Genomic DNA, 15,174 nt, shown 5'->3' on the forward strand with positions numbered 1-15,174 from the left:
GGCGGTCGCCCGTCACAGGTCGAGGCCGGTGAGCACCAGCACTCTCTCGTAGGTGTAGTCCTCCATCGCGTACTTCACACCCTCACGCCCGGTGCCGGAGTCCTTGACGCCGCCGTAGGGCATCTGGTCGGCGCGGTAGGAGGGGGCGTCGCCGATGACCACGCCGCCGACCTCCAGGTCGCGGTGGGCACGGAAGGCCAGCTGCAGATCGTGCGTGAAGACACCAGCCTGCAGGCCGAAGCGGGAGTCGTTCACGGCCGCGAAAGCCTCCGCGGGCCCGTTGACCCGATGCAGTGACAGGACCGGGCCGAAGGCCTCCTCGGTGGCGAGCACCGCGTCGGCGGGCAGTTCGGCGAGCACCGTGGGGGCGTAGCTGGCCCCGTCGCGGGTCCCGCCGGCCAGCAGTTTGGCGCCCTTGGCCACCGCGTCGTCCACCCACTGCCCGACCCGGACGGCCGCGGCCTCGTTCACCAGCGGGCCGACGTCGGTGGCGCCGTCCGCCGGGTCGCCGGTGACCTGCTCGCGGACCTTGGCGACGATCCGCTCGGCCAGCGTGTCGTAGACGGCCGCGTCCGCGATGACCCGCTGCACCGATATGCAGGACTGGCCGCCCTGGTAGTTCGCGAAGGTGGCGATCCGCCCCGCCGCCCACTCCAGGTCGGCGTCCGAGGACCAGTCGGCGAGCACCACGGCCGCCGCGTTGCCGCCCAGCTCCAGGGTGACGTGCTTGCGCGGCACCGAGTCGGCGATGGCGTACCCGACGGTGTCGGAGCCGGTGAAGGAGATCACCGGCAGCCGCGGGTCCTGCACCAGGGCCGGCATCCGGTCGTTGGGCACCGGAAGGACGCTCCAGGACCCGGCCGGCAGCCCCTCGGCCTCCGCCAGGAGCTCGCCGAGCAGCAGCGCCGACAGCGGGGTCGCGGGCGCCGGCTTGAGGATGATCGGCGCGCCGACGGCGAGGGCCGGGGCGACCTTGTGCGCCACCAGATTCAGCGGGAAGTTGAAGGGCGCGATCCCCAGCACCGGACCGCGCCCGAAGCGCCGGGTCAGCGCGAGCCGCCCCACCCCGCCCTGGTCGGTGTCCAGCCGCTGCGCCTCGCCGGCGTTGAAGCGGCGCGCCTCCTCGGCCGCCCACCGGAAGACCGACACCGCCCGGCCGACCTCGCCGCGCGACCACTTCAGCGGCTTGCCGTTCTCCGCGGTGATCAGCAGGGCGATCTCCTCGGCCCGCTCGGCCAGCCGCTTCGATACGTGGTCCAGCGCTGCCGCCCGCACGTGCGCCGGGGTGGCGGAGAACTCCGCCTGCGCCGCGGCCGCCGCCGCGACGGCCTCCTCGACCTGCGCCTCGTCCGGCACGCTCACCCGGCCGACCAGGGCGCCGTCCCAGGGGCTCGTCACGTCGAAGGTGTCCGCGCCGGTGGCCTGGCGGCCTGCCAGCCAGAACGCGTACGGAGCTGCGGTCGTCACGGTGGTTCCGCCCTTCTGTCGCGGGTCTCGCTCGCTGCCACCGTAGGCACCGCGGGCCGCCCGCCCGGTTGTCCACGGCGGAGTACGCGTACGCCCGCGCGCTACGGAATGGCCAGCGCCCACCGTACGGGTCGCATGCGCCGGATTCCGCCCCGGCCGGCACCCGCCGGCCCTATCCTGGCGCCCCGGCACGGGGAGGGGACGGGCGATGGCGCAGACGGTCACGATCGAACTGGACGACGGCTCGACGGTGGAGGCGGAGATCGTCGGCGAGGTGCCCTTCCAGCACCCCGACGAGACCGGCGGCTACGACGACGTCGGCGTGCGCTCCCGGGCCGCCGCGATGGGCTCCGCCGTCACCCTGACCCTGGAGGGCGTCCGCGACACCGTACGCAGCGTCGGCCGCTGGGCCGCGCAGACCATCACCGAGGGCGGCGCCGCCGGCTCCCCCGACGCCTTCGAGGTCGAGTTCGGCCTCAAGCTCGCGGTGAAGTCCGGGCAGCTGCTCGGTGTCATCGCCGAGGCCGGCACGGAGGCGGGGCTGACCGTCCGGCTGTCCTGGGACCTCGCCGCCCGCCGAGCCGCCGCGGCCGCCGCCGCCATCGGTCCGACGCCGCCGCCGTGACCCGCGCCCGGGAGCTCAGGCGCCGGTTTCTGCCTCGGTCTTGAGGGCAAGCCACAGCTCCATCCGGACGTCCGGGTCGTCCAGCGAGCGCCCGAGGATCTCCTCGACCCGGCGCATCCGGTAGCGCAGGGTGTGCCGGTGCACCCCGAGGTCGGCCGCCGCCGCGTCCCACTGGCCGTGGTGCGACAGCCAGGCGTGCAGCGAGGTGGCCAGGTCGCCGCGCGAGGTCGCGTCGTGCTCGCGCAGCGGCCGCAGCAGGCCCTCGGCGAAGGCCCGCACCGCGTCGTCGGCGAGCAGCGGCACCACCGAGCCGGCGCCGACCTCGCCGTGCTCGACCAGGTTGCGCCCCCTGCGCTGCGCGACGGCCAGCGCCTGCTCGGCCTGCCGGTGCGCCTCGGGCACCTCCTCGGGCGGTACCGCCCCCGACAGCCCGGCGGCGAGCGCGTCCTCGGCCTCGGCGAGGTCGGCCGCCGCCGCCAGCGCGGTGGCGTCCTGCGCGGCCAGCACGATCAGCCGCGCCTCCTCCTGGATGGCCAGCAGCGGGTCGCCCGAGCGGGCGGCGGCCGACTCCACGCGCTCCGCCAGCCGGGCCAGCGCCTCCGGGCCGCGCTGGGCGTCCGATGGCTCGGCGATCAGCACCCGCACCGGGTGGTCGAGCAGGCTGCGGTAGAGCGTGCCCGCCACGCTGCGGGCGTGCCCGGCCTCACCGGCGAGCAGCATTCGCAGCAGCGCGGCCGCCAGCCGGGTGTGCGCGTCCTGCAGGGCGCGGGACTGTTCGAGCGACAGCGTCAGCAGGGCGACGGCCGCGTGCACGACGTAGCGGGCCGAGGTGTCCAGGCGCTCCTCGGTGCCGACCGCCAGGTAGCCGCGCGGGCGGCGCCCGGTGCCCAGCGACTGGATCTCGACCCGGTCCTCGCTGCCCGCCGGCCCCGCGACGGCGGCGCCGGCCGGCCCGGGGATGTCCCGCAGCCGGTCGATCTCGCCGGCCAGCCGGGCGGCGCGGCGGCCCGCCCAGTCCGGCGCGGCGGCCACCACCGCGCCGGAGGGGTCGTAGAGCGCGGCCCAGCCGTCGAGGTGGGCGGCCAGCCGGGCCAGCAGCGCGGCGGTGCCGTCCGGGGCGAGCGCGGCCCGGGTCAGCTCGCGCTGGGCGTCGAAGCCCGCGGTCACCGCGCGGTAGCGTTCGGCCGCCAGCGCCGCGGAGACGGTCTTGCTGATCGCGATGAAGGGGGTCTTGCGCGGCACTTCGAGCAGCGGCAGCCCCGCCTGCTCGGCCGCCGCCGCCAGCGCGTCGGGCACGCTGTCGTGCCCGACCCCGACGCCGAAGCCGAGCCCGACCACCTTGGCGGCCGTCAGCCGCCGCACGTAGCCACGCATCGCCTCCGGGTCGCCGACCTCCAGCTTCAGCCCGGTGGTCAGCAGCAGCTCGCCGCCCTCCAGATACGGGCCGGGGTCGTCCAGCTCGCTGGTGTGCACCCAGCGGACCTCGGAATCCAGCCGGTCCTTGCCTGCCAGGACGGTCAGCTTGAGCGCGGAGTGCTGCACGAGGGTCGCGAGGGTGAGCGGCATACGGACCAGATACCGGCAATCACTGGATTCTTGGCCGACCGGGAGTGGCCGCCCCCCTCAATTGTGCCGCACCGTCCACCCGCCCCCTCACCCCCGCAGATCCACCAGGATCGGCGGCGCGTGCTCCCCCGTCGTCGCCGTCAACGACACGACCGCGTGCCCGGCGGGCACCGCATGCGCCAGATCCGAAGCGGACCACCGCTCCCGCTCCACCTCCCTGACGGTCACCGACTCGGTGGTGACGGCTTCACCGGTGAACACCTTCCGCACCCCGCGGCTCAGCCGCCGCGGCAGGCCGCCCGACTGGTCGGGGCTGCGGGTGATGTCCCTGGTCTCCACCCAGGTCGTCCCCCATGCCTCGGCGAAGCGCTTGCCGTCCCAGGTCGTCACCCCGGACATCGCCATCCGGCAGCCCATCGCGCCGAGCAGCGCCGTCCGCAGCTCCTCCGGTACGTCGTCGAGTGTCCGCAGGGCCATCACCACCCCGGCGTTCGCCGAACGCAGCCGGGCGAAGCCGCGTACCGACTCCGGGGTGACGGTGTGAGCGGCGTCGTCCAGCACCAGGCAGGCGAAGAGCGAGCGGTCCCGCCGTGCGACGGCCGCCGCTGTGAACTGCGCGAGGACCAGCCGGACCAGGATCCTGGCGGCTTCCGTGTGGCCGTGGCGTGGCAGGTCGATGCGGACCCGCACGGGATGTTCCAGGGCGCGCATGGAGAAGGGGCGGGTGCGGCCCGTCACGTCGAAGAAGCCGGCGAAGGCCGACCGGTCGAGCAGCGAGACACGGTCGGCGAGCAGCGGACCGATGTCGCCGCGCTGGCTGGTCTGCCGCTCGCGGGCGTTCAACTCCCGCACCATCGCAGGCGCGCCTGCCGCGTCGAGCGCGTCGCGCAGGCCGGCGAAGGCGTGCGGGGTGCCGTCGAGCAGTTCGCGTAGTTCGGAGACGGCGGGGAAACGGCCGCGGGCGGTGAGGAAGGGACCGAGGATCTGGCTCAGCGCGCTCGCGGCCCGGCGTACGTCACCGCTGCCGGCGCCATGCGGGTCGATCAGTGCCTCCGCGAGCGTTCCCGCCGCCGCGTCGGGGTCGTCGGTGCCGTAGAGGTCCAGGTCGTAGCGAGACGCCGGGTCGGCGAGCGAGATGACCACGTCGAAGGCGTCGGCGGGGCCGAGGTCGGCGCCGTCCACACCCACCACGACCACGGCGGCCTGCCCGGCCAGCGCCTGCAGGCACAGCGCTTCGGTGACCGGCCGGACCACCTGGCGGGTCTTGCCGGAGCCGGACGGCCCGACGACCAGGAGCCCGGTGCCCAGCAGGGTCGGATCGAGCGCGATGCCGGACCCGCGGTGCTGGTAGGGGTTGCGGTCGTCCTCGACGCCACGGCCGATCCGCACCTGCCGGGTCAGCAGGTCGTGCGGCGCGGCACGGTGGGGCACGTCCCGTGCGCCCGACGGGTGGCCGCAGGCCTGTCCACCCTCGCGCAGCACCCCGTCGGTGAACGCGTGCAGGCGCCCGGGGTCGGCCAGCGCGTCGCTCCAGGCGCGGCGGATACGGGTGTAGTCGACGTCGTTCATCCGGCCGGTGCGGACCTCTGCGGTGAGCCGGTCGGCGAGGGCGTGCCGCTGCGCCGCGCGCAGCTCCGGCCACTCGACCAGGTCGGGTACACCGGTCTCCGCGGCGGCGGCCGGTGTCTCGGGTTCGTCCACGAGCTTGCGCAGCGACGGTGTCACGAAGCGCCGCCATACCTGGCCCCAGTTGCCGACCCGGGCGCAGATCCAGGCCAGCGCGAGGGTGCACACCCACGCCCAGATTCGGGTGACGGCGTTGAAGGCGTTGGTGTCCCCGCCGCTGCCGCTGCGCCAGTGGTCGGGCGTGATCCATATCGCGGGCCAGATCCAGAACGTGAAGTAGCCGTCCCTGAACATCGACCAGACGAGCAGCCCGACCAGCAGGCTGAGCACGGCGCCGCCCAGCAGCCGCCTGGCGGGCAGCCGGTGCGGATCGGGCTTGGGGCGCGGGGTGTGCCCGAAGCCGTAGATGCCGGGTGCGTCGGCCGCGCGCGGGGTGCGCAGCCAGATCTCCAGAGCCGAGGCCGGCGGAGCCTTGGCGGGCATCGGCGGGGGCACGGTGGGGCGGGGCACGGGACTGCCGGCTCCGGGCGGCGCGGATGGCGGGTCGGTGCCGGCCCGCCCGTACCCATAGCGTTGCGTGCCCTTGTCATCCATGGCGCGTCTGCCCCTCGTCGCCGCCGATGCGCACAATGTAGTCGAGCCGCTACACCCAAAGAAAGGATCTTGGCGGGGCCGCCCGCCCCGCCCGGGCCGCGGGGTGTGCCGGGGGCACTGGCCGTTCCGGCGAAGAGGGTGGGGGGAGTGTGACCGTTCGGCGTATGCGGGGGTGGGTGGGGCGGCCTAGCCTCGGGGGAGGTCTGGATCGAGCTGGGTCGCAGAGTTCGAGGAGAATGCCCGTCATGAGCGAATTGCCGCAGGAGCGCAGGCTGGTCACCGCCGTGCCGGGGCCGAAGTCGGTGGAGTTGTCGGCCAGGAAGTCCGCGGCGGTCGCGGACGGGGTCGGGGTGACGCTGCCGGTGTATGTGCGGCGGGCCGGCGGCGGGGTGGTCGAGGACGTGGACGGCAACCGGCTGATCGACTTCGGGTCGGGCATCGCGGTGACGTCGGTGGGCAACAGCGCGCCCGCCGTGGTGCGCAGGGCCACCGAGCAGCTGGCGGACTTCACCCACACCTGCTTCATGATCACGCCCTACGAGGGCTACGTGGAGGTCGCCGAGCAGCTCAACGCGCTCACCCCCGGCGACCACGCCAAGAAGTCCGCGCTGTTCAACTCCGGCGCCGAGGCGGTGGAGAACGCGGTGAAGATCGCCCGCGCCTACACCAAGCGCCCGGCGGTGGTGGTCTTCGACCACGGCTACCACGGCCGCACCAACCTCACGATGGCGCTGACGGCGAAGAACATGCCGTACAAGGAGGGCTTCGGCCCCTTCGCGCCCGAGGTCTACCGGGTGCCGCTGGCTTACGGCTACCGGTGGCTGACCGGGCCGGAGCACGCGGCCGAGGAGGCCGCCGCGCAGGCCGTCGAGATCATCACCAAGCAGATCGGCGCGGAGCACGTCGCCGCGATCGTGATCGAGCCGATCGCCGGCGAGGGCGGCTTCATCGAGCCGGCGAAGGGCTTCCTGCCGCTGATGGCACGCTTCGCCCGGGACAACGGCATCGTCTTCGTGGCCGACGAGATCCAGACCGGCTTCTGCCGGACCGGGCAGTGGTTCGCGTGCGAGGACGAGGGCGTGGTGCCCGACCTGATCACCACGGCGAAGGGCATCGCGGGCGGGCTGCCGCTGGCCGCGGTCACCGGCCGGGCCGAGATCATGGACGCCGCCCACTCGGGCGGCCTGGGCGGCACCTACGGCGGCAACCCGGTGGCGTGCGCGGCGGCGCTGGGCGCCATCGAGACGATGAAGGAACTGGACCTGCCCGCCAGGGCGCGGCGGATCGGCGAGATCATGACGCCCCGGCTGCGGGCGCTGCAGGAGAAGTACCCGGCGATCGGCGAGGTCCGCGGGCGCGGCGCGATGATCGCGGTGGAGCTCGTGCGGCCGGGGACCAAGGAGCCCGACCCTGCTCTGACGAGCGCGGTGGCCAAAGCGTGTCATGCAAACGGCCTCGTGGTGCTCACCTGTGGGACGTACGGCAACGTGCTTCGGTTTCTGCCGCCACTGGTCATCGGGGAGGATCTGCTCAACGAGGGCCTCGACATCATCGAGGAGGCCTTCGCCGGGGTGTGAGCGGTGAGGGGAAGGCGGGGCTCGTGAAGAACGTGTGGGGGCCTGATGGCGGACGGGTGATCGGGGGCCCCGGGCCCCGCGAGGTGACGTACGGTTTCACCAGAACACCCCGCTCGCGGCCGGCTCCGACGGAGTCGGCGACGAGTGACAACGCACCGGTGATTCCCCATCACCGGTACGGCAGTGCCCTCGCGCACGAAACCGCCGGGTCCGATGGTGGCCCCGGCACACCTCGCCGATCGGCCCGCCGTTCGTCCCACACCCCCCGGGACGGGCGGTACGGCGATCGACATGGCCGCCCCGGAACTATCCCCCCTGTTCCGGGGCGGCGTTCTGCGCTCTGGACGCTCGCCGCGCTCGCCGTGGCCTTCTGCGCCGGCCTCGCCCTCTTCGTGCTGATCACCCGGCAGGTGTCGGACGGCGGGCCGCTGGTGGACCGGGACTGGTCGGTGCTCGGCTGGTTCCAGCGCTCCTCGGCGGCGCATCCGGGGCTCGACGACCCGGCGCAGGTGCTTTCCGACGTCGGCAACGTGCAGGTCGCGGTGCCGCTGCTGCTGGCCGCGGTGCTCTACGCGGCGGTGCACGGCCGCCTGGTGAGGCGGCCGCTGTGGTGGCTGCCGCCGCTGGCGGCGGCCCTGGCCATGGCGGCGGTGCCGCTGGTGGTGGGCGCGGTGAAGTCGGCGGTGGCCCGTCCGGCCCCCGGCAAGGTGCACCTGGGGCCGAACGGCTACGCGGGCTTCTTCCCTTCCGGCCACACCGCGACCTCGGCGGTCGCGATCGGCGCGGCGGCACTGCTGGTGCTGCCCTTCGTCCGGCTCAGGGTGCTGCGCTGGCCGCTGGCGGCGTTGGCGGTGCTGCTGGTCGCGGCGGTGGGCGCGGCACTGGTGTGGGACGGCTACCACTGGCCGCTGGACGTGGCGGCCAGCTGGTGCCTGGCGGTGGCGCTGCTGTCGGTGGTCGCGGCGGCGGGGGTGCCGGCGCGGCGGGCCCCGGCCGCCGGGGCTCGCGGCGGGTCAGCTGTTGGTGGGGAAGCCGAGGTTGATTCCGTGGTGTGAGGGGTCGAGCCAGCGCTGGGTGACGGCCTTGCCGCGGGTGAAGAACTTCACGCCGTCCTCGCCGTAGGCGTGCGTGTCGCCGAAGAGCGAGGATTTCCAGCCGCCGAAGGAGTAGTAGGCGACCGGCACCGGGATGGGCACGTTGATGCCGACCATGCCGACCTCGACCTCGTGCTGGAAGCGGCGGGCGGCGCCGCCGTCGTTGGTGAACAGCGCGGTGCCGTTGCCGTAGGGGTTGGCGTTGATCAGGGCGAGTCCCTCGTCATAGGACGGCACGCGCACCACGGAGAGCACCGGGCCGAAGATCTCGTCGTCGTAGACGGACATGCCGGGGCGCACCTGGTCGAACAGCGTCGGGCCGAGCCAGAAGCCGCTGTCGGCGGCGCCCTCGGACAGCGGGTGCTTGCGGCCGTCGACGGCCAGTTCGGCGCCGTCGGCGACGCCGGAGTCCAGGTAGGAGCTGACCTTGTCGCGGTGCACGCCGGTGACCAGCGGGCCCATCTGGGAGTCGGGGGCAGAGCCGGGGCCGACGGTGAGGCCGGCGATGCGCTGCTTGATCCGCTCGACCAGGTCGTCGCCGACCGGGTCCACCGCGACCAGCACCGACACCGCCATGCAGCGCTCCCCCGCGGCGCCGAAGCCGGCGTTGACGGCGGCGTCGGCGGCCAGGTCGAGGTCGGCGTCGGGCAGCACCAGCATGTGGTTCTTGGCGCCGCCGAGGGCCTGGACGCGCTTGCCGTGGCGCGTGGCGGTCTCGTAGACGTAGCGGGCGATCGGGGTGGAGCCGACGAAGGAGACCGCCTTGATGTCGGGGTGCTCCAGCAGCCGGTCCACGGCGGGCTTGTCGCCGTGGACGACGTTGAAGACGCCGTCGGGCAGGCCGGCCTCGCGCCACAGGGCGGCCAGGAGGTTCGCGGCCGAGGGGTCCTTCTCGGACGGTTTGACGACCACGGTGTTGCCGGCGGCGATGGCGAGCGGGAAGAACCACATCGGGACCATCGCGGGGAAGTTGAACGGGGAGATCACCGCGACCGGGCCGAGCGGCTGGCGCAGCGAGTAGACGTCGATGCCGCTGGAGGCCTGCTCGGTGTAGCCGCCCTTGAGCAGCTGCGGGATGCCGCAGGCGTATTCGACGACCTCCAGGCCGCGGGCGATCTCGCCGAGAGCGTCGGACTGCACCTTGCCGTGCTCGGAGACGATGATCGCGGCCAGCTCCTCGCGGCGGGCGTTGAGCAGCTCGCGGAAGGCGAAGAGCACCGAGGCCCGCTTGGCGACCGAGGCGTGCCGCCACTGGCCGAAGGCGTCGAGCGCGGCGGCGACCGCCTGGTCGACGACCTCGACGCCGGCGAGGTCGACCTGGCCGCTCACCGCGCCGGTGGCGGGGTCGTAGACGTCGCCGCGCCGCTCCGCGGTGCCGGTCCAGGGGCGGCCGGCGATCCAGTGGGTGATGTGCTGGGGGCTCGTCACGGGATGACCCTTCCGTCGTCGTCTGGCCAGTGTCACCACGCCGGGCGCGGGCCACAAGCACCACGCGGCCCGCGGCGGACCCGCCGCACCCGGCCAGCCGGGATGTGCCCAACATGAGCTAACCCCCGGCCAGTTGGGCCGCGGCCTCGTGCATGGCCAGTTCGAGCAGCACCGGGTCGGTGAGGTGGCCGGTGCCGTCCGGCGGTACCAGCCAGCGCACGCCGCCGGTGGGCCGGCCGGGGTAGGGCACCACGATCCAGGTGCCGCGCCCCACCGCGCGCACGCCGGTGCCGAGCCAGCGGGCGGCGGTGCCCGGGGGGACGAAGAAGCCGATCCGCGCGTCGCCGAAGTCGGCGAGCACCGGGCCCGGCCGGTCCGCCAGCCGGGTCAGGACGTCCAGCGTCGGGTAGCCGAGGGCGCTGCCGAGGATCAGCACGTCCCACTTCCGCCCGGCCGGCAGCAGCGCCACCCCGAGCGGATTGCACTCCCACTCCTCGCGGACGCCTTCCGGGTCGTACGCCACCGACGCCAGCCATTCGACCGCACTCTTCCCTCCGGCGCTGCCCATTGCGGCCCCTCCCTCTGCCCGGTGACATCTGCTGTCACCGGGCAGAGCGGGCAACCGGGCGGTTATTACGCGGGTTCCGCGACCCACCGGTAGTGAGACGGCTCGTACGGCGCCGGCGCGTGCGCCCCCCGTCCGGTCAGCTGTCGAAACCGAGCCCGGCCCGGTCCATGGCGCGCAGCCACAGATTGCGCCGGCCCTCGGAGCGGTCGGCGCGGGCCAGCGACCACTGGGTCAGGCCGATACCGGCGGAGGCCAGCGGTTCCGGCGGGAAGGGCAGCGGCTTCCTGCGCACCATGCCCAGCCGGGTGCGCTCGGTGTCGGCGCCGGCCAGCAGGTCGAGCACCACCTCGGCGCCGAACCGGCTGGCGCCCACCCCCAGCCCGGTGTAGCCGGCCGCGTAGCCGACCCGGCCGGAGCCGGCGGTGCCGAAGAAGGCGGCGAAGCGGGTGCTGGTGTCGATGGCGCCGCCCCAGGCGTGGCTGAAGTCCAGGCCTTCGAGCTGCGGGAAACAGCTGAAGAAGTGCCGGGCCAGGGTCTGGTATGTCGCCGGGCGGTGGTCGTGGTCGGCGCTCATCCTGCCGCCGCGCGGGTATACCGCGTCGTAGCCGCCCCACAGGATGCGCTGGTCGGCGGTGAGCCGGAAGTAGTGGAAGCGGTTGGCGCTGTCGCCGAGGCCCTGCCGTCCGCGCCAGCCGACGGCCCGCCGCTGCTCGGCGGTGAGTGGTTCGGTGACCAGGGCGTAGTCGTAGACGGGGACGGTGTAGCGGCGGGCCCGGCGGACCAGGGAGGGGAAGGCGTTGGTGCCGAGCGCGACCCGGTGGGCCAGCACCCGGCCGTAAGGGGTGCGCACCGCCATGCCGGCGCGGTGCCTGACCATGGCGGTGGCCGGGGTGCGCTCGTAGATCCGAACTCCCGCGGCCTCGGCGGCGCGTTGCAGGCCCCAGACCAGCCGGGCGGGGTTGACCATGGCGACCCCGCGCCGGTCGTACAGGCCGCCGTGGAAGGTGGGCGAGTCGACCTCGGCGCGGACCTGGTCGCGGTCGAGCACCTCGAGCTCCACCCCGTTCCGCGCGGCGAGTGCGGCGGCTTCGCGCAGTTCGGCGTACTGATACTCCTCGGTGGCCACGTCGATCTCGCCGGTGCGCTCGAAGTCGCAGTCGATGCCGTAGCGGGCGACCGCGGCCTCGATGGCGTCGAGGTTGCGGTCGCCGAGCGACTGGAGCGCGGCGAACTCCGCCGGCCAGCGGGCCAGCCCGTTCAGCAGGCCGTGGGTGAGGCTGGCGGCGCAGAAGCCGCCGTTGCGCCCCGAGGCGGCCCAGCCGACCCTGGTCCCCTCGACGAGCACCACGTCGCCGCCGGGGTCGCGCTCCTTGGCCAGCAGTGCGGTCCACAGCCCGGTGTAGCCGCCGCCGACCACCAAAAGGTCGCAGTCCTCCTCGCCGGTCAGCGCGGTCCGCGCGGCCGGTCTGGCGGGGTCATCCAGCCAGTACGGGGTCTGCTCGGCGCCGGCGAGCGAGCGGGTGGCCGGGTCCATGGCTCCTCCGGTGGGACGTGCGGGTGGTGCGGCGGTGTCTGCGGTCCGGCACGGGGGCCGGCCGCGGGGGTCAGCTGCGCGCCCCCCTGCGGCGGCCCCCGACCAGCCGGCCGGCGACCACCAGCAGCACCGCGATCACGAACATGGCCGTGCCGATCACGTTGACCTGCACCGGGGTGCCGCGCTGGGCGGAACCCCAGACGAACATCGGGAAGGTCACGGTGTTGCCCGCGTTGAAGCTGGTGATGATGTAGTCGTCGAAGGACAGCGCGAAGGAGAGCATCGCGCCCGCCGCTATGCCGGGCGCCGCCAGCGGCAGGGTGATCCGCAGGAAGGTCTGGGCGGGGGTGGCGTAGAGGTCCTGCGCGGCCTGCTCCAGCCGCGGGTCCATGCTCATGATGCGGGCCTTGACCGCGACGACCACGAAGCTCAGGCAGAACATGATGTGTGCGATCAGGATCGTCCAGAAGCCGAAGCGGATCCGCATGTTGAGGAAGAGCGTGCCGAGCGAGGCGCCCATCACCACCTCGGGCATCGCCATGGGCAGGAAGATCAGCATGTTGGTGGCCGCCCGGCCGCGGAAGCGGTAGCGGGCCAGCGCGAAGGCGGTCATGGTGCCCAGCACGGTCGCGCCGAGGGTGGCGTAGACCGCGAGCCGCAGGCTCAAGGTGAGCGAGCCGCACATGTCGGCGACACCGCAGGGGTGCTGCCAGGCGTCGGTGGAGAAGGTGTTCCAGGTGTAGTTGAAGCGGCCCTTGGGCTTGTTGAAGGAGAAGACGAGCACCACCAGGTTGGGCAGCACGAGGTAGCCCAGCGCGAGGACTCCCGCGAGCACCACCACGTTCCTGCGCAGCCAGCGCATCGGACGCGTCTGCATCAGACCAGCTCCTCCGTCCCGGCCCTGCGGATGTAGACGGTGACGATCGCCAGGATGGCCGCCATCAGGATGAAGGACAGCGCGGCGGCCGTCGGGTAGTCCAGCACCCGCAGGAACTGGGACTGGATGACGTTGCCGATCATCTTCTGGTTGGTCGAGCCCAGCAACTCGGCGTTGATGTAGTCGCCGGACGCCGGGATGAAGGTCAGCAGGGTGCCCGCCACCACCCCGGGCAGCGACAGCGGGAAGGTCACCTTGCGGAAGGTGGTGAAGGGCGTGGCGTACAGGTCGCCTGACGCCTCGTGCAGCCGCCCGTCGATCCGCTCCAGCGAGGTGTAGAGCGGCAGGATCATGAACGGCAGGAAGTTGTACGTCAGTCCGCAGACCACCGCCAGCGGGGTGGCGAGCACCCGGTCGCCCTGGGTGATGTGCAGCCACGAGGTGACGTCCAGCAGGTGCACGGTGTTGAGGAACGACACCACCGGGCCCTGGTCGGCCAGGATCGTCTCCCAGGCCAGGGTGCGGATCAGGAAGCTGGTGAAGAAGGGTGCGATCACCAGCACCAGCACCACGTTGCGCCAGCGCCCGGCCCTGAAGGCGATCATGTACGCCAGCGGGTAGCCGATCGCCAGGCAGGCCGCGGTGGCGATGCCGGAGTAGAGCAGCGAGCGCAGGAAGTGCGGCCAGTATTCGCGCAGCGCGTCCCAGTAGGTCGCCACGTGCCAGGTGACCCTGAAGCCCTTGTCGAGCGAGCCGGTCTGCACCGAGGTCGAGGCCTGGTAGACCATCGGCGCGACGAAGAAGACCAGCAGCCAGGCGACACCGGCGAGCAGCAGCAGATACGGCGTCAGCCGGCGCCGCCCGGCCGCCCGGCGCAGTGCGGCGGGCAGCGACCCGGGCTCCGGCGCGGTGGGTGGCGGCCCGGCGGCCTGCGCGGTGGCGGCGCTCATACGGCGGCCTCCGCGGCGGAGCCGTCCTTTGCCGTACCGCCGTTGCCCGCGGCGTCCTTGCCGCTCGCGCTCGGCGCGGGCGCGCTCGGGGAGTACGCGGCGTCTTCCGCGTCCGCGCCCAGGCCGGCGTCGATGTCCTGGGCCGCGTCGAGGCCGAAGGTGTGCGCCGGATTCCAGTGCAGGACGACGGGCGCGCCCGGTACGAGCCGGCCGTCGCGTTCGACGTTCGGCACGAAGACCTCAAGCTCCGGGCAGACCGGGCTGTCGATCACGTACTGCGTGGAGACCCCGATGAAGCTGGAGTCGACGATCCGGCCCGGCACCCGGTTGCGCCCCTCGGGTATCGCGTCCTCGTCGTCCCGGTGGGCCAGCGCGATCTTCTCCGGGCGCACCCCCGCCAGCACCGTGCCGCCGGTGGCGACCTCGGCGCTGCACCGGGCGGCGGGCAGCGTGAGGGGCTGCCCCGCCGAGACCAGCAGGATGTCGCCGCCCGAGGTGCCGGTGACCTCCGCCTCGATGAGGTTGGAGGTGCCGAGGAAGTTCGCCACGAAGGTGGAGCCCGGGTTCTCGTAGAGGTCCGCGGGGGCGCCCAGTTGCTCGACCCGGCCGGCGTTCATCACCGCGACGGTGTCGGCCATCGTCATGGCCTCCTCCTGGTCGTGGGTGACGTGGATGAAGGTGATGCCGACCTCGGTCTGTATGCGTTTGAGCTCCAGCTGCATCTGCCGGCGCAGCTTGAGGTCGAGGGCACCCAGCGGTTCGTCGAGCAGCAGCACCTCGGGCTTGTTGATCAGCGCCCTGGCCACGGCGACCCGCTGCTGCTGCCCGCCGGAGAGCTGGTGCGGCTTGCGGCGGCCGAACCCGCCGAGCTGCACCAGGTCGAGCATGTCGCCGACCTGCTGCTCGACCGACTTGACACCGCGGCGGCGCAGCCCGAAGGCGACGTTCTCGTGGATGTCCAGGTGCGGGAAGAGCGCGTAGTTCTGGAAGACCGTGTTGACCGGGCGCTTGTACGGCGGCAGGGCGGTGACGTCCTGGCCGCCGAGCGCCACGGAGCCCGCCGTGGGGGTCTCCAGGCCCGCGATCATCCGCAGGGTGGTGGTCTTGCCGCAGCCGGACGCGCCGAGCAGGGCGAAGAACGACCCCGCGGGGACGGCGAGGTCCAGCGGATGGACGGCGGTGAAGGACCCGTAGGTCTTGCTGAGCCCGGAGAGGCGGACGGCGTCGCCGGGTGCTGCGGAGGGTGCGGTCGTCATGGCAGGTGTCCT

The 15,174-nt window shown here is 73.4% G+C and carries 12 protein-coding genes; 3 read left to right on the forward strand and 9 right to left on the reverse strand.

Going from position 1 to position 15,174, the window contains the following annotated elements; all coding sequences use genetic code 11:
- Positions 1-12: 12 nt before the first annotated feature.
- Positions 13-1,467, reverse strand: coding sequence for an aldehyde dehydrogenase family protein (locus OG702_RS09715; protein ID WP_327288449.1), 1,455 nt, complete (start codon positions 1,465-1,467; stop codon positions 13-15).
- Positions 1,468-1,675: 208 nt separating this feature from the next.
- Here OG702_RS09715 and OG702_RS09720 point away from each other — a divergent pair, with 208 nt between their 5' ends.
- Positions 1,676-2,092, forward strand: a complete 417-nt coding sequence (locus OG702_RS09720; RefSeq protein WP_327288450.1) for a CU044_2847 family protein — start codon at positions 1,676-1,678, stop codon at positions 2,090-2,092.
- Between the two features lie 15 nt (positions 2,093-2,107).
- On the opposite strand, the gene OG702_RS09725 is transcribed toward OG702_RS09720, so the two are convergent.
- Positions 2,108-3,658, reverse strand: a complete 1,551-nt coding sequence (locus OG702_RS09725) for a PucR family transcriptional regulator (protein WP_327288451.1) — start codon at positions 3,656-3,658, stop codon at positions 2,108-2,110.
- 87 nt (positions 3,659-3,745) lie between these two features.
- Positions 3,746-5,878 (reverse strand): ATP-binding protein, encoded by a 2,133-nt coding sequence (locus tag OG702_RS09730; RefSeq protein WP_442814358.1) that lies wholly within the window; start codon positions 5,876-5,878, stop codon positions 3,746-3,748.
- Between the two features lie 245 nt (positions 5,879-6,123).
- Here OG702_RS09730 and gabT point away from each other — a divergent pair, with 245 nt between their 5' ends.
- On the forward strand, positions 6,124-7,455 hold the full coding sequence (gene gabT, locus OG702_RS09735) for a 4-aminobutyrate--2-oxoglutarate transaminase (protein WP_327288453.1): 1,332 nt from the start codon (positions 6,124-6,126) through the stop codon (positions 7,453-7,455).
- Between the two features lie 362 nt (positions 7,456-7,817).
- Positions 7,818-8,510 carry a phosphatase PAP2 family protein gene (locus OG702_RS09740; protein ID WP_327288454.1) on the forward strand — a complete coding sequence of 231 codons (693 nt, stop codon included), beginning with the start codon at positions 7,818-7,820 and terminating at the stop codon, positions 8,508-8,510.
- Here the strand turns inward: OG702_RS09740 and OG702_RS09745 are convergent.
- The 6 genes from OG702_RS09745 to OG702_RS09770 all read right to left on the reverse strand — a co-directional run bounded on the left by OG702_RS09745 (position 8,469) and on the right by OG702_RS09770 (position 15,162).
- Positions 8,469-9,977: a CoA-acylating methylmalonate-semialdehyde dehydrogenase gene (locus tag OG702_RS09745; RefSeq protein ID WP_327288455.1), complete on the reverse strand. Its 1,509-nt coding sequence runs from the start codon at positions 9,975-9,977 to the stop codon at positions 8,469-8,471. The two genes, OG702_RS09740 and OG702_RS09745, sit on opposite strands and share 42 nt — an antisense overlap.
- A 118-nt stretch (positions 9,978-10,095) precedes the next feature.
- Entirely contained in the window at positions 10,096-10,545 is a 450-nt protein-coding gene (locus OG702_RS09750) for a hypothetical protein (RefSeq protein ID WP_327288456.1), read from the reverse strand.
- A 136-nt stretch (positions 10,546-10,681) separates the two neighbouring features.
- Positions 10,682-12,079 (reverse strand): NAD(P)/FAD-dependent oxidoreductase, encoded by a 1,398-nt coding sequence (locus OG702_RS09755; RefSeq protein WP_327288458.1) that lies wholly within the window; start codon positions 12,077-12,079, stop codon positions 10,682-10,684.
- 70 nt (positions 12,080-12,149) lie between these two features.
- Complete coding sequence (locus OG702_RS09760; protein ID WP_327288459.1) at positions 12,150-12,956, reverse strand: ABC transporter permease; 807 nt, start codon at positions 12,954-12,956, stop codon at positions 12,150-12,152.
- On the reverse strand, positions 12,956-13,906 hold the full coding sequence (locus OG702_RS09765) for an ABC transporter permease (RefSeq protein WP_327288460.1): 951 nt from the start codon (positions 13,904-13,906) through the stop codon (positions 12,956-12,958). The genes OG702_RS09760 and OG702_RS09765 overlap by 1 nt, the downstream gene beginning before the upstream one ends.
- On the reverse strand, positions 13,903-15,162 hold the full coding sequence (locus OG702_RS09770; protein ID WP_327288461.1) for an ABC transporter ATP-binding protein: 1,260 nt from the start codon (positions 15,160-15,162) through the stop codon (positions 13,903-13,905). Before OG702_RS09770 ends, OG702_RS09765 begins: the two co-directional genes overlap by 4 nt.
- Positions 15,163-15,174 lie beyond the last annotated feature (12 nt).

It is taken from the genome of Streptomyces sp. NBC_01198 (assembly GCF_036010485.1).
Lineage (GTDB): Bacteria > Actinomycetota > Actinomycetes > Streptomycetales > Streptomycetaceae > Actinacidiphila.